Genomic DNA, 20411 nt, shown 5'->3' on the forward strand with positions numbered 1-20411 from the left:
GCGGTCAGCCGCCCGGGCAGCGGGTGTCGCCGCCGCTGTGCTCCTGGCACCCGCCGGGCTCGCGCGGGGCGACCTCGTCCGGGGCCGCCCGCGCCGCCGCGACGGCGACCGCCAGCGCGACGACGCCCGCGACGGCCAGCGCGCAGCCGAACGCGACCGCGCTCCCCCTCCGCTGCGCGCGCAGGCTCGCGACCAGCCCGACCAGGGGGATCGCCACGGCGACGCCCGCGGCCAGGACGAACAGGCGCCGCGCGTCCGCCTGCTCGGCCTCCGTCGGCTGCTCGCCGAAGAAGGTCAGCAGGTTCCCGAGGGCGGCGACGGCGAGCCCGACGGGGACGAGGACCCAGCCGGCCCACAGCAGCGCCAGGAACGCCGTCGTCCCCGCGGACCGGTCCGGCGCGGGGCCGGGTGGCGGGACCGGCGCGTGCTGCACCGGGGCATCCTGCACCACCCGGACGCGACGGCGCCCCTCCCCGCCAGGGGCGGAGAGGGGCGCCGGGGAGAGCGGACCGCTGTTACTCGATGACCAGCGTGGTCTCGTTCAGGCCGACCTCGGCCGAGACGACCCGCTCGCCCTTGCCCACCGGGGCGAGCGAGCGCAGCTTCCACTGCCCGGGGGCGGCGAAGAAGCGGAACTCGCCCTCGGGGCTGGTGACGACCTCGGCGGTGAACTCGTCGGTGCCGTCCAGCAGCCGGACGTAGGCCCCGGCGACGGGGGCGCCGTCGTGCCAGACCTGGCCCTGGATGACCGTCTGGTTACCGACGTCGACGAGGGTCCCGCCCTGCTTGGGTGCAGCGCACATGATGTCTCCTCAGCTCACTTCTCGATCGGGACGCCGACGAGCGAGCCGTACTCGACCCAGCTGCCGTCGTAGTTCTTGACGTTCTTCTTGCCGAGCAGCTCCTGCAGCACGAACCACGTGTGGCTCGACCGCTCGCCGATCCGGCAGTAGGCGATGGTCTCGCGGCTGTCGTCGAAGCCCTGGTCGGCGTAGAGCTTCGCGAGCTCCTCGTCGGACTTGAACGTGCCGTCCTCGTTGGCCGCCTTGCTCCACGGGATGTTGATCGCGGTGGGCACGTGGCCGGGCCGCTGCGACTGCTCCTGCGGCAGGTGCGCCGGGGCGAGGATCTTGCCGGAGAACTCGTCGGGCGAGCGGACGTCGACGAGGTTCTTGGTGCCGATCGCGGCGACGACCTCGTCGCGGAAGGCGCGGATCGAGAAGTCCGGGTCCTGGGCCTTGTACTGCGTGGCCGGGCGCTGCACCGGGTCCTTGGACAGCGGGCGGCCGTCGAGCTCCCACTTCTTGCGGCCGCCGTCGATGAGCTTGACGTCGCGGTGGCCGTAGATCTTGAAGTACCAGTAGGCGTAGGCGGCGAACCAGTTGTTGTTGCCGCCGTACAGGATCACGGTGTCGTCGTTGCCGATGCCCCGGGAGGACAGCAGCGCCTCGAACGCGTCCTTGCCGATGTAGTCGCGGCGCAGCGGGTCCTGGAGGTCCTGCTTCCAGTCCAGCTTCACGGCGCCCTCGATGTGGCCGCCGTCGTAGGCGCTGGTGTCCTCGTCGACCTCGACGAAGACCAGGCCCGGGTCACCGAGGTGCTCCTGGGCCCACTCGGTGGTGACGAGCACGTCGTTGCGGCTCATGGGGGGTGTTCCTCCCTGTGGTGGGTTGGGTGCGGTCAGGCGGTGCGGGCGGCGCGCGCCCGACGGACGAGCAGGTGGAGCTCGCAGCCGAGGCAGAAGCCGGTGGCCGCGTTGAGCAGGCCGCCACCAGCGCGAGGCCGGTGGCGATCGCGCCGGCCAGCGGCGCGTCGAGCAGGTAGCCGAGCGCGCCGGCCGCGGCGAAGACGAGGCCGACGAGCTGCGCGAAGCGCGGCGGGGCCTCGGGCTCGCGCTCCCGGACGGGGCCCAGCCGCGGCGCGACCAGGACCCGGAAGACCACCCCGTAGGGCGCGTACCGCAGGCCGGCGAGCGCGCCGACGGCGAAGACGGCGGCCTGCGCGGCCACCACCCAGCCGTTGGCGGTCAGCAGGCCGGCGGCGAGCACGACGGCGGTGACCCACGCGGCGAAGCGGGGCCCGCGCACGTCGATCTGACGCGACGGTGCAGTCATGGGGGGACGAGGACCTTCGGACGGCGGACAGGGCACGTCTGGACGGTCGGGACCGACCTCAGCAGGTCGGACAGAGGCAGCTGCCGACGCGGCACAGGTCCACTGTGCGGCGCGAGGTCAGCAGGATGCCCACGCGGGGAGAGTAGCCGATCACCTCGCGGCCCCGGTGTGGGCGTCCACCAGGGCGGTGAGCTCCTCCGGCCGGGGGGCGCCGCTGCTGCGCCCGAGCAGCCGCCCCGCGCGGTCGAGGTAGAACAGCGTCGGGGTGCGCCGGACGTCGAGCGCGCGGACCGCGTCGAGGTGGCTCTCGGCGTCCACGTGCACGTACGCGAGTCCGGGCCGGGTCTGCTGCAGCTGCTGCAGCCGCGCGCGGGTGGCCCGGCAGGGCGCGCAGAAGGCCGTGGAGAACTGGACGACGGTCAGGTCCGCCTCGGCCGGGCGCACGCCCAGGCCCGCCAGCACCTCCGTCGTCCCCACGTCGTCCTCCCGCCCGTCCGCGGCCGGCCGCAGCGCCCCGCTGCGGGCCCGCAGCCACCAGGCGACCGCCGCGGTCACCAGCAGCGCGGCGGCCAGCGCGACGATCCCCGCGGCGTCCATCACCGTCCCCCAGCACCGCGACGGCGCCGCGCATTCCCGCGGCCGACCGCCGCCTCCCGGCCGCCGGAGGTCAGCCGCCGGAGGTCAGCCGCCGGCGGTCAGCACCGTGTCGGTCGCCCCGCCGGTGACGCGCACGCCGTCCTCCGCGGGGGTCACGCCGGTCAGCTCCAGGCCGAAGGGGAGGTCGAGCGGGTAGCGCAGGTCCAGCGCGTCGCTGGCCGCGTCGACGACCCGGCCGGGCAGGTCCACGCCCGCGGCGCCGGCCTCGTCGACGTCGACGACCAGCTCCTGCCCCTCCAGCCGCACCGTGCCGACCGCGGTGAGCGGCACCTCGAACCCCAGCACCTGCACGGTCTTGGTCAGCCGCAGCCCGTCGCCCTCCGGGACCAGCGTGGTGTCGGTGCCGAGCTCGCGGGAGAGCAGCTCGTAGGAGAGGGTCACCGTGCCGTCGATCCGGTCCACCGGGATCTCGGTGACCGAGCCGCCGAGCACGGCCGACAGCGGCACGTGCACGCCGCGCAGCCGCACGTCGGCCGAGGTGCCGTCGGGCTCGGCGAGGTCGCCGGCGTCCAGCCGGATCCGGACGTCGTCGTAGTCGCCGGCCACCACCTGGGTCAGGAACGGCCAGCCCTCGAAGGACACCTCCGGCGGGCCGGCGAGCTCCCCCTGCTCGGCGAGGACGTCGGCGACCCGGTCCTCGGCCACGCCGACCGCCACCCGGTCGGCGACCAGCGCGAGCACGACCAGGACGACGAGCGTGACGAGCAGGGCCCTCACCGCGGTCAGAACGCCGTCTGCAGGGCCAGCGAGAAGGCCACCGGGGCGCACGCGGCGATGGGCAGGACCGCCTGCAGCACCGGCGCGGCCGCGGCGCGGCGCGGCCCGCCGCCGTCGGCCCCGGCGACGACGTAGCTGCCGGCCAGCCCGACCAGCGTCGCCACGCCGGCGAGGGCCAGGCCCACGGTCACCGAGGACAGCGTGTCGGCCAGCCCGCCCGGCGCGTGCCGCAGCACCGCCACGCCGACCCCCGCCAGCAGCGCGACGAGCAGGCCCAGCACGCCGCAGTCGATCCCGGCGGCCACCTGCGGGCGCGGCACCACCGCGTCGACCAGGTGCCCGGCCACCAGCGCCGCGCCCACCACGAGGGCGGCGGTGGCCGCGGGGCGCTCGCCGCCGGCCTCGTCGGGCAGCCGCAGCAGCACCGCCAGCGCGCAGACGGCGCAGACCAGCAGCAGGGTGCCGGCCAGCGAGCCGACGACGTCCTGGCGCGGCGGCCGGCGCAGCATCTGGTGCAGCACCGCCGCGACGAAGGCGACGCCCGGCACCGCCAGCAGGTCGCCGAGCTCGGGCCGGTCCGGCAGCACGAGCATCAGGTCCGCGGCGGCGGCCGCGGCCCCGCCGAGCAGCGCCGTCCCGGCGCCGCCGCGCAGCCCGGTGGCCGGCACCCACGCCGCGACCAGCGCCGCCTGCAGCACCAGGACGGCGACGAGCGTCCCGCGCTCCCCCAGCTGGGCGGGCAGCAGCACGAGCAGCGCGGTGCCGACCGCGGCGACGAGGGCCGCGGGCAGGTGGTGCGCCCGCGCCGGGACCTCGACGTCGGACGCGATGGCACTCACGTCCCGATCGTCGCAGACACCCACCGTCCGATCCGCTCGACGAGCGGGGCGGTGGCGCCGCTCTCGGCGTGTCCGAACCCGGGCACCACCCACGCGGTGGCGGTCGGCCCGGCCGCCGCGGCGAGCGCGCGGAAGTGCTCGAGCGGGAAGTAGCCGTCGCGGTCGCCGTGCACCAGCAGCAGCGGGGTGGGGGCGATCCGGGCCACCACCTCCAGCGGGGCGGACGGCGGGGTGAGCCACGGCGGCGCCAGCCGCACCCCCATCACCCGCGCGCCGACCCGGCGGCCCGCGGTCGTCTCCAGCAGCCAGTGCACCCGGCGCATCGCGGCGGTGTCCCGCACGTACCAGCGGCTGACCGCGCTGACGCTCACCACGGCGTCGGGCCGGTGCCGGCCCAGCGCGCCGTGCCGCAGCACCGCGCCGCCGCCCATCGACATCCCCACGGTGACGACCGCGCCCGCGCCGTCGGCCCGGGCCGCGGCGACCGCGGCGTCGACGTCGAGCAGCTCGGCGTCCCCGCCGGTGCTGCTGGCGCCGCCGGAGCGACCGTGCCCGCGGAAGTCCAGCGCCCGCACCTCGCCGAAGCGCCGCAGCCACCCCGCCAGCCGGCGGAGGTCCGGGCGGGCGGTGGAGTTGGTGAACCCGTGGGCGACGACGAAGGCGACCGGGCGGGCGGGCGGCGCCGGCGGCTCGGCCGGCACGACGACGCCCTCCAGCCGCACCCCGTCGGCGGCCACGACGGCCAGGCGGCGCACGCCCGGCAGCCGGTCCACCGGACGGGTGCCCCGCGGGAGGGGTGGATCGGGCAGCACGTCGGCTATCGTGCGTGTTCACACCCGACAGCGCCGTCGTGGGCTCCCGGACGACCCGTTCGTCCCCGGCTCCGTGAGGAGACGCCGTGCGACTCGTGCTCATGACGGCAGCGCGCCAGGCCACGACCGAGGTGCTGCCCGCCCTCGGGCTGCTCGGTCACCAGGTGCGCGTGGTGGCGCCCGAGCTGTCCAGCCTGCTGGACGGCGACTCCGGCGACGTGGTGCTCGTCGACGCCCGCCACGACCTGATCCAGGCCCGGACGCTGTGCGGGCTGCTGTCCTCCACCGGGGTGGCGTCGGCGCTAGTCGCCGTCCTCTCCGAGGGCGGGCTGGTCGCGCTGTCGGCCGACTGGGGCGTCGACGACGTCCTCCTCGACACCGCCGGCCCGGCCGAGGTCGACGCCCGGCTCAAGTGGGCCACCGCGCGCCGGCTGGCCGCCGCCACCCCCGCCGACGGCCCCGACGGCGGCGTGACCCAGGCCGGCGAGCTGGTCATCGACGAGCACAGCTACTCGGCGAAGCTGCGCGGCCGCCCGCTCGACCTGACCTACAAGGAGTTCGAGCTCCTCAAGTACCTGGCCCAGCACCCGGGGCGGGTCTTCTCCCGGGCGCAGCTGCTGCAGGAGATCTGGGGCTACGACTACTTCGGCGGCACCCGGACGGTCGACGTCCACGTCCGCCGGCTGCGCGCCAAGCTGGGCACCGAGCACGAGGCGCTCATCGGCACCGTCCGCAACGTCGGCTACAAGCTCGACCAGCAGGTCGCCGACGCCTCCGCGGCGGCGGCCCGGGCGGAGGCGGCCGAGTCGCGGCCGGCCACCGGCGGCGCGCCCGCCGACCTGCCGGCCGCCCCGCTGCGCTGAGCCCGCGCTGAGCATCGACCCGACCGTCCGGGACGTCGCCCGGCTGGGCCCCGCCGAGACCGCGGCCGTGCTGGCGCTGCTGCGCGCCGCCACGGCCGCCGACGGCGTCCGCCCGCTGTCGGAGGAGGCCGAGCTGCGGCTGCAGCACGGCGGCCCCGCCGGCGGACGCGACGTGCTGGCGCTGGCCGGGGAGGCGGTGGTCGGGTACGCCCGCTTCGAGGGCGGGGACGGCGCCGGCGACGCCGAGGGCGAGCTCGTGGTGCACCCCGAGGCCCGGCGCCGCGGCACCGGCCGGGCCCTGCTCGGCCGGCTCGAGGAGCTGGCCGGCGACCGGCCGCTGCGGGTGTGGGCGCACGGGGACCTGCCCGGCTCGGCCGAGCTGGCGGCCACCGGCGGCTACGACCGGGCCCGCACGCTGCTGCAGATGCGGCGCGACCTGGCCGGCGTCGACCCCGACCCGCGGCCCGTCCTGCCCGCCGGGGTGCAGGTGCTGCCGTTCCGGCCGGGGCGGGACGAGGAGGCCTGGCTGCGGGTGAACGCGGCCGCCTTCGCCACCCACCCCGAGCAGGGCGGCTGGACCGCCGCGGACCTGGCGCTGCGCGAGGCCGAGCCCTGGTTCGACCCGGCCGGGTTCTTCCTGGCCTGGCGGGGCGCACCCGAGGACGGCGAGCTCCTCGGCTCGCACTGGACCAAGGTGCACCCGCCGGGCGACGCCGGCGACGAGGCGATCGGCGAGGTCTACGTGCTGGGCATCGCCCCGGGCGCGCAGGGCGGCGGCCTGGGCCGCGCGCTGACCGACCTGGGCCTGGCACACCTGCGCGGGCGGGGGCTGCGCGAGGTCATGCTCTACGTCGAGGCCGACAACGTGCCCGCGGTGGCGCTCTACGAGAAGCGCGGCTTCACCCGCTTCGCGGTCGACGTCTCCTGGCGGCGCGCACCCCGCTCCTGACCGGCGCCCCGACCGCCGGCCAACCCCCCACCATGGCCGTCATCCGACCGTGATGTCACCCGCCACGCGGCGGGTTCACCGGACGGACGTGAGCTGGTTCTCACCCGGTCAGGAAGTCCTTCGGCGGCGTTCACCTCGCGTTCACCGAGGGACCCGGAGGCGTCCACCTCGGCTGCTTAGCGTCCCAGCACGTTGGTTCCGTGCTGCCCGGCAACGAGGTCCGGGCACCCTCCGAAAGGCACTGACTTGAAGCTGCGCAGCAGCACGCGCACCCTCGCGATCTCCACGGCTCTGGCCGCCACGCTGGCCCTGGCCGCCTGCGGTGCGGCGAACGAGGACGACTCGTCCGGCGGCGACGGTGGCAGCGGCGGGGGCGACACCCAGTCGCTGAGCGGCGAGCTCGCCGGTGCCGGGGCGAGCAGCCAGCAGGCCGCCATGGAGGCGTGGCAGGCCGGCTTCCAGGGCGAGTACCCGGACGTGCAGTTCAGCTACGACCCGGCCGGCTCCGGCGCCGGGCGCGAGCAGTTCCTCGCCGGCACCACCGCGTTCGCCGGCTCCGACGCCGCGCTGGACGAGGAGGAGCTGGCCGCGGCGCAGGAGCGCTGCGCCGGCGGCGAGGTCTTCGAGCTGCCCAACTACATCTCGCCGATCGCGGTGATCTTCAACCTCGAGGGCGTCGACGAGCTGAACCTCACGGCCGAGACGATCGCCGGCATCTTCAGCGGCACCATCACCACCTGGAACGACCCGGCGATCGCCGCGGACAACCCGGACGCCACGCTGCCCGACACGGCGATCACCCCCGTGCACCGCGCCGACGACTCGGGTACCACGGAGAACTTCACCGACTACCTGCACCAGGCGGCCCCGGAGGCGTGGACCGCGGAGCCGGACGGCGTCTGGCCGCTGCAGGGCGGCGAGGCCGCCAACGGCACCTCCGGCGTCGTCGAGGTCGTCACCAGCACCGCCGGTGCGGTCACCTACGCCGACGCCAGCCGGGCCGGCGACCTCGGGGTCGCCAACGTCGCCGTGGGCGGCGACTTCGTCGCCCCGAGCGCCGACGCGGCCGCGGCCGTCGTCGAGAACTCCCCGGCCGTCGAGGGCCGCGGCGAGTACGACTTCGCGATCGAGGTCAACCGGCAGACCGAGGGCACGGGCGAGTACCCGGTCGTCCTGGTCAGCTACCACATCGGCTGCATCACCTACGACGACCAGGAGACCGCCGACAACGTCAAGGCCTTCATGGAGTACGTGATCAGCGAGGACGGCCAGCAGGCGGCCGCCGACAACGCCGGGAACGCCCCGATCTCGGACTCCCTGCGCGAGCAGGCGCAGACCGCGGTCGACGCCATCACCGCCGGCTGATCCGGTTCCCGCGCCGGCCCGGGCGTCCTCCGACGTCCCGGGCCGGCGCACCGCCCGGTCCGACCCCGGGCGGCCACGAAGGCATCCACGAACGACTCCCACGGAGCAGCGGTGACCGCCACGAAGGCCCCGACCGAACCCCCGAAGGCACAGCGCACGGTGCGCCGGCCCGGTGACCGGGTCTTCTCCGGCACCGCCCGGGGCTCCGGCATCTTCATCCTGCTCGTCCTGGCCGGGGTGGCCGCCTTCCTCATCAGCGAGGCGGTCCCGGCCCTCACGGCGCCCGCGGAGGACATCCCCGGCGGCGAGGGCCTGGGCAGCTACGTCTGGCCGCTGATCGTCGGCACGCTCCTCGGCGCGGTCATCGCGCTGGTGGTGGCGACACCGCTCGCGGTCGGGATCGCGCTGTACATCACCTACTACGCCCCCCGGCGCATCGCCGCCGGGCTCGGCTACGTGATCGACCTCCTCGCCGCCATCCCCAGCGTCGTCTACGGCTTCTGGGGCCTCGCGGTGCTCGCGCCGCAGCTCGTGCCCTTCCACGAGTGGCTCGCCGACAACGTCAGCTGGATCCCGCTCTTCGCCGGCCCCTCGTCGGCCAGCGGCCGCACGATGCTCACCGTCGGCCTGGTGCTCGCGGTCATGATCCTGCCGATCATCTCGGCCATCGCCCGCGAGGTCTTCAGCCAGGCGCCGGCGCTGCACCGCGAGGCCGCGCTCGCCCTGGGCGCCACCCGGTGGGAGATGATCAAGATGGCGGTGCTGCCCTACGGCAAGTCCGGCGTCATCGCCGGCGCCATGCTCGGACTGGGCCGCGCGCTCGGCGAGACGATGGCCGTCGCGATCATCCTCTCCGGCGGCGGCGCCGCCACGATCAACCTGATCACCAACTCGAACCCGTCGACGATCGCGTCGAACATCGCGCTGCGGTTCCCCGAGGCCACCGGCATCGGCGTCAACACGCTCATCGCGAGCGGTCTCGTGCTGTTCGTCATCACCCTCGCGGTCAACATGATCGCCCGCTGGATCGTCAACCGGCGCGCCGACTTCTCCGGAGCCAACTGATGAGCACCGACATCCGGCCCGCCCCCGAGACCACCGTGCAGCCCGTCGGCCCCGTCCGGGTCGAGCGGCGGCTGCCCCGCTTCGCCCCGACGGGCCTCTTCGCCGTCGGCATCGCGCTGGGCGCGGTCCTGTCGGCCGTGACCGGCTTCAGCGTCACGGCCACGGTGATCTACGGCGTCATCCTCGGGACGCTGGTCGTGTGGCTGGTGTCCCGCGCCGTCGAGGGCCGCCGCAAGGGCGCCGACCGGCTGGTCACCTGCCTGGTCACGGCCGCGTTCGGCATCGCCATGGTGCCGCTGGTGTCGCTGGTCTACACGGTGCTGGACAAGGGCCTGGCCCGCCTGGACGGCGACTTCTTCACCAACTCGATGTTCCGGGTCGTCGGTGAGGGGGGCGGCGCCTACCACGCCATCATCGGCACGCTGATCATCACCGCGCTGGCCACGGTCATCTCCGTGCCGATCGGCCTGATGACCGCCATCTATCTGGTGGAGTACGGCACCGGCCGGCTCAAGCGGGCCATCACGTTCTTCGTCGACGTCATGACCGGCATCCCCTCGATCGTCGCCGGCCTGTTCGCCTTCGCGCTCTTCACGCTGATCTTCGGCAACGACTACCGCGCGGGGATCATGGGCGCGGTCGCCCTGGCGGTGCTGATGATCCCGGTCGTCGTCCGCTCCTGCGAGGAGGTCCTGAAGCTCGTCCCGAACGAGCTCCGGGAGGCCAGCTACGCCCTGGGCGTGCCGAAGTGGCGGACGGTCGTCAAGGTCGTCCTGCCGACCGCCGTCGCGGGCCTGGGCACCGGGATCACGCTGTCGATCGCCCGCGTCGTCGGCGAGACCGCGCCGCTGCTCATCACCGTGGGCCTGATCACCGGCACGAACCTCAACCCGTTCGACGGGCGCATGGCGACGCTGCCGGTCTTCGCGTTCTACCAGCTGACCCAGCCGGGTACGGCCACGCAGGCGTTCATCGACCGGGCCTGGACGGCGGCCCTGCTGCTCATCATCCTGGTCATGGCGCTCAACGTCGTCGCCCGCCTGATCAGCCGATTCTTCGCCCCCAAGACCGGTCGCTGACCGACCGACCGACCAGGAGGACACGTACGTGGCCAAGCGCATCGAGGTCTCCGACCTCAACATCTACTACGGCAACTTCCTGGCCGTGGAGGGCGTCAACGTCTCCATCGAGCCGCGCAGCATCACCGCCCTGATCGGCCCCTCGGGCTGCGGCAAGTCCACCTTCCTGCGGTCGCTGAACCGGATGCACGAGGTCCTCCCCGGCGCGCGGGTCGAGGGCAAGGTCGTCATGGACGGCCAGGACCTCTACGGCAGCGACGTCGACCCGGTGAACGTGCGCCGGCAGATCGGCATGGTCTTCCAGCGGCCCAACCCGTTCCCGACGATGTCGATCTACGACAACGTGATCGCCGGCAACCGCCTCAACAACAAGCGGATGAAGAAGTCCGAGGCCGACGACCTGGTCGAGAAGTCGCTGCGCGGCGCGAACCTCTGGAACGAGGTCAAGGACCGCCTCGACCGGCCCGGGTCGGGCCTGTCCGGCGGTCAGCAGCAGCGGCTGTGCATCGCCCGCGCGATCGCCGTCGAGCCCGACGTGCTGCTGATGGACGAGCCGTGCTCGGCGCTGGACCCGATCTCCACGCTCGCGATCGAGGACCTCATGACCGAGCTCAAGGAGCGGTTCACGATCGTCATCGTCACGCACAACATGCAGCAGGCGGCCCGGGTCAGCGAGTCCACCGGCTTCTTCAACCTCAACGGCGTCGGCCAGCCGGGGCGGCTCATCGAGTTCAACCCGACCGAGAAGATCTTCAGCAACCCCGACCAGAAGGCCACCGAGGACTACATCTCCGGCCGCTTCGGGTGAGCTGAGCCCGACCGCAGTCCCGCGTCACGGCCCGTCCTCCCCCGGAGGGCGGGCCGTCGCCGTCCGCGGTCGGGCCGCCGCCGACCGCCACGCCGCCGGGGAGCCGCCCCTCGACCGCCCTACCGGTCAGCCGCAGCTGACCGACGCGGAGGCCGGCCGCGCGTCCGCGGCGATGGTCTGCGCCTCGCCCGCGGGGGCCGCCTCGGCGGCGGGCTCGGCCGCGGGTGCCGCGGCCGCGGTCTCGGGGGCGGCGGCGGGCACCGGGACGACGGCGGTGTGGTCCGGCCCCACGACGAGCTGGACGCCGTCCCCCAGGGCGTCGCGGGCCTCCAGGACAGCACCCGGGACCGCCGCCGCGACCGTCTGGGCCTGCGCCAGGGCGCCCGGACCGTGCCGCACGACGGTCCGGTCGACACCGCCGGGCTCGTTGCCGACCGTGCCGACGACGAAGCCCTGCCCGCGCAGCTCGTCGGCGACGGTGCCGGCGAGGCCCGCCGTCGCCGTCCCGTTGAGCACGTCGAGGGTGACCGCGGACGGCGGGACGGTGGTCGCCGCCGGGGCCGGCGCCGCACTCGGGGCGGCCGGCTGGGCCGGCGCCGGGGCGGGGGGTGCGACGGCGTCCCCGGGCTCGGCCTCGGCGGGCAGCCGGCCGTCCTGGAGCACCGTCTCGAACAGCTCCCGGGTGGCGGTGCGGTCCAGCAGGACGACGGGCTGGTCGTCGCCGGCGGGCACGTAGCCGGCCTGGGCGACCGGCAGGGCGACGCGCTGCACGGCGTCCCCGGCGAGGTCGCCCAGCGTGCCGGCCAGGGACCGCAGGTCGCCGAGGTTGGTGGACTCGTCGACGGTGAGCGCGTCCGCGGCGGTGGTGAGGAACGACGTCAGCCGCACCGGGTTGCCGAGCACGGCCAGCGACATGGCCTGCCGCAGCGTCGAGGTGAGCAGCACCTGCGCGCGCTCGGCGACGGCCGTCCCGGAGGGGTCGGTGCCCTCGGCGCCGGGGCGCAGCCAGCCGGCCGCGCGGTCGCCGTCGAGGTCGGAGGCGCCGGCCGGCAGCGGGTCGGCGGCGGCCGCCCAGGCGTCGGTGACCGTCGGCAGGCAGACGGGGATGCCGTCGAGGGCGTCGACCATGTCCGGCAGGCGGGCGAGGTCGACGCCGAGGTAGTGGTCGACCCGCAGGCCGGAGAGCTGCTGCACCGCGCGCACCATGCAGGCCGGGCCGCCGCGCAGCAGGGAGTCGCCGAACGGCTCGGTGACGGGCTCGCGCGCCTCGCCGTCGGCGTCCTCGCAGGCCGGGGTGTCGACCAGCGCGGTCGGCGGGAGGCTGATCAGGACGGCGGACTCCTCGTCCGGCGCGACCCGGGCGAGCAGGGCCGCGACGCCGCCCGGGCCCTCCGCGCCGGGCAGGCCGGTGCCGGCGACGAGGTAGGTGGCCGCGCCCTCCTGCAGCTGCGGTGCGATCAGCTCGGGGCCGTCGGCGGCCAGCGCCTCGACCCGCTCGATGCTGTTGTCGACGTAGACGTAGAGGCCCAGGTGGTAGGCCGCGACGAGCGCGACGAGGGCGGCGGCGCCGTACGCCAGCCGCAGCAGCCGCCGGCGTCCGGGGCTGCGCGCGGCACGGCGGGCGGCGCGGCTCTCCCTGCGGGGCGGCCGGGGCGCGGCCGTCGCGCCGGAGCGGCCGGGCGCGTCCAGCCCGGGGATCGGCGGCAGCGGGTTGCCGCGCCGCGCGTGGAGCGCGGCCGGCCCGCCGCCGGGCAGCGGGGGCACCGGCTGGCTGTGCCGGACGCCGGGCAGGGGCGGCACGGGACCGCTGCGCTGCACGCCCGGCCCCCCGCCGGGCAGGGGCGGCACCGGTCCGCTGCGGTGCACCACGGGGGCGGCGGGAGGCGCCGGCGCGACGGCGGGCGGCGGTGGGGGGAGCGGGAGGCTCAGCTGGACGCCGGGAGCGGGCGGCGCGGCCGGCGCGGGCGGTGCGGCGGGCCGGGAGGCGGCCGGCGCGGGCGCCGGGGGGACCGGGGGCAGTCCGCGGCCGGGGCCCGGCGTCTCGTCCAGCCGCGGCGCGGGTGCCGGCGGGACGGGCGGCGCCGGCGGTGACGCCGGTGGGGTGGGCGCGGGCCGCTGCGCAGGTCGGGCGCCGGCCGGCGGGACGGCCGGCCGCGGACCGCGGTGGGCCGGCAGCGGCTCCCCGGGCAGCAGCGGGATCGGCACCTCGCCGGTGCGGCGGGCGGCGCGGCGGCCGCTGGGCCCGGCCCCCTGGCGGGCGATGAGCTGCTCGAGGGTCAGCGGCTCGTCGTCCCGACCGGCCGCGCCGTCACCGGCGCCGCCCCCCGTTCGCGAGTCCCCCACCGCGTCGACTTCCCATCGTCGGAGTCCGTGCCGTTCGCCCGTACCCGCGCGCGCGGGTACCCGCACACGCATCGTGGGCGGCCCCTCACGATACGTCCCCGCGGCCGTCCGGACGGGTGACGCGCGGGGATCGGGCGGCGACGTGTCCGTCACGGCCGTAGCGTCGGCTCCGTGCGTCTGCCCTCGCTGCCCGGCCCGTCCGACGTCCTCGCCGCGGTCGACGGCCTCCGCGAGGGGCTGTCCGAGGCCGTCGCGCTCGTGCCCCGGGTGGTCAGCGCCGTGGGCCGGGTCGAGGGCCTGCTGGACCGGGTGAGCGCCGTCGTGACCTCGGCGGAGGGCCTGCTCGGCCGCGTCGACCGGGCGGTGACCGCCCTGGAGGAGACCCGGCGCCGCGCCGACGAGACCATCACGCGGGCCGGGGGGACGCTGCAGGAGGCCGACGAGGCGATCAGCGCCGTGGGCGAGACCCAGCGCAAGGCCGACGAGGCGATCAGCGCCGTGGGCGAGACCCAGCGCAAGGCCGACGAGGCGATCAGCGCCGTGGGCGAGACCCAGCGCAAGGCCGACGAGGCCATCGACGCCGTCGGCACGACGATCGGGCGGTCGGAGGAGGCGGTGGAGCGCGCACAGGGTGCCGTCACCCGCGCCGAGGACGTCGTCTCCCGGGTGGACCCGCTCCTGGCGGGGTTCGAGGGGCCGCTGCAGCAGCTGACCCCGGTCGTGCAGCGGCTCGCCGAGACGATGGACCCGCACGAGGTCGAGGCGCTGGTCACCCTCATCGACCGGTTGCCCGTCGTCCTCGGGCACCTGGACGACGACGTCCTGCCGGTCCTCAAGCAGCTGGACGGCGTCGGTCCGGACGTCCACGACCTGCTCGACACGATGCAGGACCTGCGCCAGGTGGTGAAGGGCTTCCCCGGCTCGCGGCTGTTCCGCCGGCGGGGCGCCGAGGAGATCGCGGAGGAGGAGCAGCGGGAGGAGGAGACCGGGTCCTGACCCGGCCGCCCCCTCCCGCCGTCCGCGCCGGTCAGGTCTCGGTCGGGTACCCCAGCGCCCGGACGACGTCGCCGATCCGCTCGTAGTTCTCGCCCTCGGGCAGCCGGCGCAGCTCGTCGACCACCGCGTCCGGTGCCCGGTGGTCCAGGGCCGCCTCGACCAGGTCCGGGCCGTTGCTCGGGAAGTCGGCCCGGTCGAGCCAGCGGGCCAGTTCGGCGCGCGCGACGACGGCGTCCTCCGTCATCCCCACCGGGACTCCGCCGACCAGCGTGCCCGCCGGGTCGGCGTCGATGTCGGGCTCGCCCTCCGCGACGGGCTCGACCTCGCGCCACTCGTGGGCACGGGTCGCGCGCTCGGCCTTGAGCATCCCCTGGATCTCGTGCTGGATCTCCTCGTCGAGGCGGGGGTTGTGCTTGGTGCTGCGCGATGACGCGCCCGCGAACTGGTCGTCGGTCTCGCTCACGACTTCCTCCTGTGTGCTGGTCCTGCCGGAGAGCCGGGGCTCATTTCTTCTTCTTCCTCAACGCCGACGGCTTGTGCACCGCCGTGCCACCGCTCTTGTCGCTCTGCACCTCGTACTGGGGGTCGTCCGGGCTGGCCCTGACCGTCCGGCCGGCCGCCTCGGTGTCCTTCGAGATCTTCTTCGTGACGGTGCCCTCGGCCTCCCCGCCGTGGCTCTTCCACGTGACGTGGTCGCCCTTGCTCAGGTCGTCCGCCATGTCGTCCTCCGCGTCCGGGGCACCGCTGCTCGGGCCGTCCCCGCCTGCCTGCCCCCCGGACGGGCGGGACACACATCACCCGCCCGGGCCCCAGGTTCACTCCTGCGGGCGCTGCCACCTCCGCTCCGGTCACGTAGCGTCGTCACCGACGGCCCCGGTTACCGGAGCCGTGCTGGTCAGGCCGACCGGCGCGGCTACCCACGGTCACCTCGCCGTCCTCGATCGCCGGCCCGGTCGACTCCATTCCCCCGGGGTCGGCCGGGTCGGCCCGTGTCGGGCGTCCGCTGCGCCGGCCCCTGTGCCGGCCCCTGCGGCGGCCCCGCGGCGGCTGCCTACCCTCGCCGTGTGACTGCTCCCGACGGCCCGCGCGACGTCGACGTCCTCACCGTCGTGTCGGTCGGCGACGTCACCCCCACCGTCCGCCGCGTCGTGCTGACCGGGACGGCGGAGGCCGTGGCGGCCGCCGGGCCGACGGTCAACCTGCTCGTCCCGCGCGCGGGCGACGAGTCGCCGCGCTGGCCGCAGGTGGCCCGCGACGGCCGCGTCGTGTGGCCCGCCGGGGCGCACGGCGTGGCGCTGCGCAGCTACACCGCCCGCCGGCAGAACCCCGGCCGCGGCGAGGTGGAGATCGACTTCGTGCTGCACGGCGACGGCCCCGCGGCGGCGTGGGCGGCGGCCGCGGCCCCCGGCGCCGTCCTCGGCGTGGGCGGCCGGGGGGAGCTGGGGATCCGGCCGGCGGCCTCCCTGCTGCTGGCCGGCGACGAGACGGCGCTGCCCGCGATCACCCGGATCCTGGCCGAGGCGCCGCCGGCGACCGCCGGGCTGGCCCTGGTCGAGGTCGCCGGGCCGGGGGAGGAGCAGCCGCTCCCGGCACCGGCGGGCGTGGCCGTGCGCTGGCTGCACCGCGGCGGCACCCCGCCCGGGGAGGGCACGCTGCTCGCCGACGCCGTCGCCGCGCTGGACCGGCCCGCCGGGGACGACGTCTTCGCCTGGGTGGCCGCGGAGTCGGCCGCCGTCCGCGCGATCCGGGCGGACCTGCGCGCCCGCTGGGGGCTGGGCCGGGCGCAGCACCACGCGATCGGCTACTGGCGCCGCGGCCGCGCGATGTCCCCCGCCGGCTGACAGCCGCGGGAGCCGGCCGGCCAGCACCGCCGGCTGACTCCCGCTCGCCCAGCGAGTTCACAGGTAGCGTCCAGTGCGGGCGCAGCCGCCGCCCGGAGTCTGGGGTCCATGACGACGGCATCGGTGCGTTCCGCGGGAGGGTCAGTGCAGGGGACCCGGAGCACGGGCGGCCCCCAGGGGCGGGCCCCCGAGGCGCGCTTGCTCGTGGTCGACGACGAGCCCAACATCCGCGAGCTGCTGTCGGCGAGCCTGCGCTACGCCGGCTTCGAGGTGGCCACGGCGGCCGACGGTCAGCAGGCGCTGGCGATGGCGTCGTCCTTCCGGCCCGACCTGCTCGTGCTCGACGTGATGATGCCCGGGCTCGACGGCTTCGGCGTCGTCCGCCGGCTGCGGGAGAGCGGCCGGCACACGCCGGTGCTCTTCCTCACCGCGCGGGACGCGCCGGAGGACAAGGTCTCCGGGCTCACCCTCGGCGGCGACGACTACGTGACCAAGCCGTTCAGCCTGGACGAGGTGCTGGCCCGCATCCGGGCGGTGCTGCGCCGGACCAGCGCCGCGACCCAGCGGACGGCGGAGGCGCCGCGGCTCTCCTTCGCCGACATCGAGCTGGACGAGGAGTCCCACGAGGTCCTCAAGGCCGGCACCCTGGTCAGCCTCTCGCCCACCGAGTTCAAGCTGCTGCGCTACCTCATGGCCAACGCCGGGCGGGTGCTGTCCAAGGCGCAGATCCTGGACCACGTGTGGAACTACGACTTCAACGGCGAGGCCAACGTCGTGGAGTCCTACATCTCCTACCTGCGCCGCAAGGTCGACACGACCGAGCCCCGCCTGCTGCACACCATCCGCGGGGTGGGCTACACGCTGCGTCTGCCCCGGGGTTCGTGATCGAGCCAGCCCCCAGCCCGCCGCGCCGCCGGTGGGGCGCCCCGGTGCCGCTGCGCGTCACCCTGGTCGCCCTGCTGGCGGCGCTGGTGGCGTTCGCCCTGGTCGCCACGGGCTTCGCGGCGACGTCGCTGCTGCGCGGCTACCTGATGGACCAGCAGGACGACCGCCTGCGGTCGGCCGTCCACGACGCGGAGTACAACCGCGGCATCTTCCAGGCCTGCCAGCGGGGCGAGTACACCTCCCAGCCCGGAGCGGCGTACTACGCCTGCGTGAGCCCGGACGGCGAGCGGGTCACGCCTCTGCAGGGCCCACCGGAGCGCGACGACCTCCCCGACGTCGACGGTGAGGGGTTCGACCGCGGGGGCGTGCCCGACCCGGTCACCGTCTCCTCGGACGACGACCGCACGCAGTGGCGGGTCATCGCCGCCGAGCTGCCGGGCGGCTACCGACTGCTCGTCGGCACCGACCTCGAGGGCGACCAGAAGGCGATCCGCCGGCTGGTCCGCATCCAGCTGGTCGTCGGGCTGATCGCGCTGTCGCTGCTCGGCGTCGCGGGCTACGTGCTGGTGCGCAACAGCCTGCGCCCGCTGGAGGAGGTCGGGAACACCGCGCGCGCCATCGCGGCCGGCGACCTGTCGCGGCGGGTGCCGGCCGGGGACGAGCGCACCGAGGTGGGCCGGCTCTCCGTCGCGCTCAACGGCATGCTGGCGCGGATCGAGAGCGCCTTCTCCGCCCAGCGGGCCTCCGAGGAGCAGGCACGGGCCTCCGAGGGCCGGATGCGGCAGTTCGTCGCCGACGCCAGCCACGAGCTGCGCACCCCCCTGACCTCGATCCGCGGGTTCGCCGAGCTGTACCGGCAGGGCGCCGTCCGCGACCCGGAGGAGGTCGCGCACCTGATGCAGCGGATCGAGTCCGAGGGCGCGCGGATGGGGCTGCTCGTCGAGGACCTGCTGCAGCTGGCCCGCCTGGACCAGCAGCGGCCGCTGACCGTCACCCCGGTGGACCTCGCGGAGGTGGCGGGCGACGCCGTCCACGACGCCCGGGCGCTGCAGCCGGACCGGCCGCTGGAGCTGGTGCTCGACCCGGCGATGACCGAGGTGCCGGTGGTGCTCGGCGACGAGGCGCGGCTGCGCCAGGTGGTCGGCAACCTCGTGACCAACGCGCTGGTGCACACCCCGGCCGACGCCCCGGTCGCCGTGAGGCTGAGCGAGGAGCCCGGCCCGCCGGGCGCCGAGGACGAGGGGGGCTGGGTCGTCGTCCGCGTCGCCGACCGGGGGCCGGGCATGGCCGCCGAGGACGCCGCCCGGGTCTTCGAGCGCTTCTACCGGGCCGACCCCAGCCGCCACCGCGCGGCCGGCGGCACCGGCCTGGGCCTGGCGATCGTCGCCTCGCTGGTGGCCGCGCACGGCGGCACCGTCGACCTGCGCACCGCCCCGGGGGAGGGCGCGGCCTTCACCGTCCGGCTGCCCCGCAGCGGGCCGCCGGCGCCGGTGACGGGGGCGCCCGCGCCGCCGGGACCGGCGGACTGACCGCTGCCGGCCGCTCGTTACCGTCGGTCCGTGCACCACGACGACGCCGCTCCCCCCTACGACCCGGAGCTGATGGCCGCGGTCACCGAGCTCGGGGACGCCCTGCGCGGCCTCGTCGATGCCTCGGTGCGGACGGCGGTCGACCCGGCCGGGCTGCGGGCGGCCGCGGCCGGCGCCCGCGACCTCACCGAGCGGCTGGCGGCGGCGCGGCGGCCGGAGGGACAGCTGTCCCCGCTGGACGACCTGGCCGACTTCCGGCAGGTCTACAACATGGTCAGCGGGGTCGGCAGCGCGCTGGCCCTGCCGCTCGACGTCCGGGTGGTCGACGGCGGGGTCGTGGCCGAGGCCTCCTTCGGTCCGGCCTACGAGGGCCCGCCCGGCTACCTGCACGGCGGCATGAGCAGCCTGCTGATGGACCAGGTCCTCGGCGCCGCCACGATCCGTGCCGGGCTGTGGGGCATGACCGCCCGGCTCGAGGTCGACTACCGCGGCCCGGTGCCGCTGGACACGCCGATCGTCCTGGCGGCCTCCGTCGCCGAGGCCGAGGGACGCCGGTCGGTCGTCACCGGCACCATCGCCCTGGCCGCGGACCCCGGCCGGCCGCTGGTGGAGGCGCGCGGCGTCTTCGTCACCCCCCGCCCGGAGAAGGTGGCGAGCTACTTCGCCACGGTGACCGACGCCTCCGGCCGGCCCAGGCCCCCCGGCCGCCCCACGGACGCCACGGCTCCCACGGCGCCCGCCGCCCCTGGCGGCGCCCGGTGAGCGACGGACCGGCCGACGTCGAGGTGGCCGTCGAGGCGGCACGGGCGGCCGCCGGGGTCCTGCTGGACCTGCGCGCCGGCGACCTGACCGGCCGGGAGCTCGGGGACGCCGGCGACGCCGCCGCGCAGCGGGCGATCGCCGCGGTGCTGGCCCGGCGCCGGCCGGACGACGTCGTCTTCAGCGAGGAGGCCGCCGACGACCGCCGCCGGCTCGCCGCCGACCGGGTGTGGATCGTCGACCCGCTGGACGGCACCCGCGAGTACGGCAGCCCGGACCGCGGGGACTTCGCGGTGCATGTGGCGCTGTGGGCCGGCGGCGGGCTCGCGGCGGCGGCGGTCGCGCTGCCGGCGTTCGACGAGGTGCTCGTCACCGACCCCGCCCCGGCCGCCCCGCCCGCGGCCGGCGGGCCGCCCCGGATCGCGGTGAGCCGCAGCCGCCCGCCCGCGGTCGCGGCCACCGCCGCCGAGGCCGTCGGGGGCGTGCTGGTGCCGCTGGGCTCGGCCGGGTACAAGGTCACCGCCGTCGTCCGCGGCGAGGCCGACGCCTACGTGCACGCCGGCGGCCAGTACCAGTGGGACTCCGCCGCGCCCGTCGCGGTGGCGCTCGCCGCCGGGCTGCACGCGAGCCGGCTCGACGGCTCGCCGCTGCGCTACAACGAGCCGGACCCGTGGCTGCCCGACCTGCTGGTCTGCCGCCCGGAGCTGGCGCCGGACCTCCTGGCCGCCGTCCGCTGACGCGCATGTCGGACACTGGTGCGGGAATCCCTCCCGCTCCGGTGCGGTTGCCG

The 20411-nt window shown here is 76.2% G+C and carries 23 protein-coding genes; 12 read left to right on the forward strand and 11 right to left on the reverse strand.

Translation table 11 applies throughout. The annotated features are described in order from the left end of the window. Positions 1–4 precede the first annotated feature (4 nt). From ACI79F_RS11685 to ACI79F_RS11720, 8 genes are all read right to left on the reverse strand, one after another. Positions 5–433, reverse strand: coding sequence for a hypothetical protein (locus ACI79F_RS11685; RefSeq protein ID WP_456544729.1), 429 nt, complete (start codon positions 431–433; stop codon positions 5–7). A gap of 82 nt (positions 434–515) precedes the next feature. After that, the gene (locus tag ACI79F_RS11690; protein WP_456544728.1) at positions 516–803 is read right to left on the reverse strand and encodes a DUF1416 domain-containing protein; all 288 of its coding nucleotides are present in this window, start codon (positions 801–803) and stop codon (positions 516–518) included. Positions 804–817: 14 nt separating this feature from the next. Continuing rightward, complete coding sequence (locus tag ACI79F_RS11695; RefSeq protein WP_456544727.1) at positions 818–1645, reverse strand: sulfurtransferase; 828 nt, start codon at positions 1643–1645, stop codon at positions 818–820. Beyond that, positions 1590–2114, reverse strand: coding sequence for a DUF4395 domain-containing protein (locus ACI79F_RS11700; RefSeq protein ID WP_456544726.1), 525 nt, complete (start codon positions 2112–2114; stop codon positions 1590–1592). Before ACI79F_RS11700 ends, ACI79F_RS11695 begins: the two co-directional genes overlap by 56 nt. A gap of 150 nt (positions 2115–2264) precedes the next feature. Next, the gene (locus tag ACI79F_RS11705; protein ID WP_456544725.1) at positions 2265–2711 is read right to left on the reverse strand and encodes a TlpA family protein disulfide reductase; all 447 of its coding nucleotides are present in this window, start codon (positions 2709–2711) and stop codon (positions 2265–2267) included. A gap of 84 nt (positions 2712–2795) precedes the next feature. Further along, on the reverse strand, positions 2796–3488 hold the full coding sequence (locus tag ACI79F_RS11710; protein ID WP_456544724.1) for an LmeA family phospholipid-binding protein: 693 nt from the start codon (positions 3486–3488) through the stop codon (positions 2796–2798). Between the two features lie 5 nt (positions 3489–3493). Beyond that, positions 3494–4327, reverse strand: a complete 834-nt coding sequence (locus ACI79F_RS11715) for a hypothetical protein (RefSeq protein WP_456544723.1) — start codon at positions 4325–4327, stop codon at positions 3494–3496. Then, on the reverse strand, positions 4324–5139 hold the full coding sequence (locus ACI79F_RS11720; RefSeq protein ID WP_456544722.1) for an alpha/beta hydrolase family protein: 816 nt from the start codon (positions 5137–5139) through the stop codon (positions 4324–4326). The genes ACI79F_RS11715 and ACI79F_RS11720 overlap by 4 nt, the downstream gene beginning before the upstream one ends. Before the next feature lie 86 nt (positions 5140–5225). Here ACI79F_RS11720 and ACI79F_RS11725 point away from each other — a divergent pair, with 86 nt between their 5' ends. From ACI79F_RS11725 to pstB, 6 genes are all read left to right on the forward strand, one after another. After that, the gene (locus ACI79F_RS11725) at positions 5226–6002 is read left to right on the forward strand and encodes a winged helix-turn-helix transcriptional regulator (RefSeq protein WP_456544721.1); all 777 of its coding nucleotides are present in this window, start codon (positions 5226–5228) and stop codon (positions 6000–6002) included. Between the two features lie 43 nt (positions 6003–6045). After that, positions 6046–6951, forward strand: a complete 906-nt coding sequence (gene mshD / locus ACI79F_RS11730) for a mycothiol synthase (protein WP_456578908.1) — start codon at positions 6046–6048, stop codon at positions 6949–6951. A gap of 246 nt (positions 6952–7197) precedes the next feature. Continuing rightward, positions 7198–8316 (forward strand): phosphate ABC transporter substrate-binding protein PstS, encoded by a 1119-nt coding sequence (gene pstS, locus ACI79F_RS11735; protein ID WP_456544720.1) that lies wholly within the window; start codon positions 7198–7200, stop codon positions 8314–8316. Positions 8317–8427: 111 nt separating this feature from the next. Then, positions 8428–9381 (forward strand): phosphate ABC transporter permease subunit PstC, encoded by a 954-nt coding sequence (pstC, locus tag ACI79F_RS11740; protein ID WP_456544719.1) that lies wholly within the window; start codon positions 8428–8430, stop codon positions 9379–9381. Further along, positions 9381–10460 carry a phosphate ABC transporter permease PstA gene (gene pstA / locus ACI79F_RS11745; protein WP_456544718.1) on the forward strand — a complete coding sequence of 360 codons (1080 nt, stop codon included), beginning with the start codon at positions 9381–9383 and terminating at the stop codon, positions 10458–10460. Before pstC ends, pstA begins: the two co-directional genes overlap by 1 nt. Positions 10461–10488: 28 nt before the next feature. Then, positions 10489–11268, forward strand: a complete 780-nt coding sequence (gene pstB / locus ACI79F_RS11750) for a phosphate ABC transporter ATP-binding protein PstB (protein WP_456544717.1) — start codon at positions 10489–10491, stop codon at positions 11266–11268. Positions 11269–11394: 126 nt separating this feature from the next. Here pstB and ACI79F_RS11755 read toward each other — a convergent pair whose 3' ends face one another. Next, positions 11395–13086, reverse strand: coding sequence for an LCP family protein (locus ACI79F_RS11755; RefSeq protein ID WP_456544716.1), 1692 nt, complete (start codon positions 13084–13086; stop codon positions 11395–11397). 696 nt (positions 13087–13782) lie between these two features. Between ACI79F_RS11755 and ACI79F_RS11760 the strand changes: the two genes are divergently transcribed. Further along, complete coding sequence (locus tag ACI79F_RS11760; RefSeq protein ID WP_456544715.1) at positions 13783–14607, forward strand: hypothetical protein; 825 nt, start codon at positions 13783–13785, stop codon at positions 14605–14607. Positions 14608–14638: 31 nt separating this feature from the next. Here the strand turns inward: ACI79F_RS11760 and ACI79F_RS11765 are convergent, their stop codons facing one another. Both ACI79F_RS11765 and ACI79F_RS11770 read right to left on the reverse strand, forming a co-directional pair. Next, complete coding sequence (locus tag ACI79F_RS11765; protein ID WP_456544714.1) at positions 14639–15070, reverse strand: DUF2795 domain-containing protein; 432 nt, start codon at positions 15068–15070, stop codon at positions 14639–14641. Between the two features lie 40 nt (positions 15071–15110). Further along, entirely contained in the window at positions 15111–15326 is a 216-nt protein-coding gene (locus tag ACI79F_RS11770; protein WP_456544713.1) for a DUF2945 domain-containing protein, read from the reverse strand. A 345-nt stretch (positions 15327–15671) separates the two neighbouring features. Between ACI79F_RS11770 and ACI79F_RS11775 the strand changes: the two genes are divergently transcribed. The 5 genes from ACI79F_RS11775 (at position 15672) to ACI79F_RS11795 (ending at position 20358) form a co-directional block, all read left to right on the forward strand. Further along, entirely contained in the window at positions 15672–16448 is a 777-nt protein-coding gene (locus tag ACI79F_RS11775; protein WP_456544712.1) for a siderophore-interacting protein, read from the forward strand. Positions 16449–16652: 204 nt separating this feature from the next. After that, positions 16653–17333: a response regulator transcription factor gene (locus ACI79F_RS11780; RefSeq protein WP_456544711.1), complete on the forward strand. Its 681-nt coding sequence runs from the start codon at positions 16653–16655 to the stop codon at positions 17331–17333. Further along, positions 17330–18862 carry a sensor histidine kinase gene (locus ACI79F_RS11785; RefSeq protein WP_456544710.1) on the forward strand — a complete coding sequence of 511 codons (1533 nt, stop codon included), beginning with the start codon at positions 17330–17332 and terminating at the stop codon, positions 18860–18862. The genes ACI79F_RS11780 and ACI79F_RS11785 overlap by 4 nt, the downstream gene beginning before the upstream one ends. Positions 18863–18892: 30 nt before the next feature. Next, positions 18893–19624 carry a PaaI family thioesterase gene (locus ACI79F_RS11790; RefSeq protein ID WP_456544709.1) on the forward strand — a complete coding sequence of 244 codons (732 nt, stop codon included), beginning with the start codon at positions 18893–18895 and terminating at the stop codon, positions 19622–19624. Continuing rightward, positions 19621–20358 carry an inositol monophosphatase family protein gene (locus ACI79F_RS11795; RefSeq protein WP_456544708.1) on the forward strand — a complete coding sequence of 246 codons (738 nt, stop codon included), beginning with the start codon at positions 19621–19623 and terminating at the stop codon, positions 20356–20358. Before ACI79F_RS11790 ends, ACI79F_RS11795 begins: the two co-directional genes overlap by 4 nt. The last annotated feature ends 53 nt before the right edge of the window (positions 20359–20411 follow it).

This window comes from Blastococcus sp. SYSU D00868, from assembly GCF_054050575.1.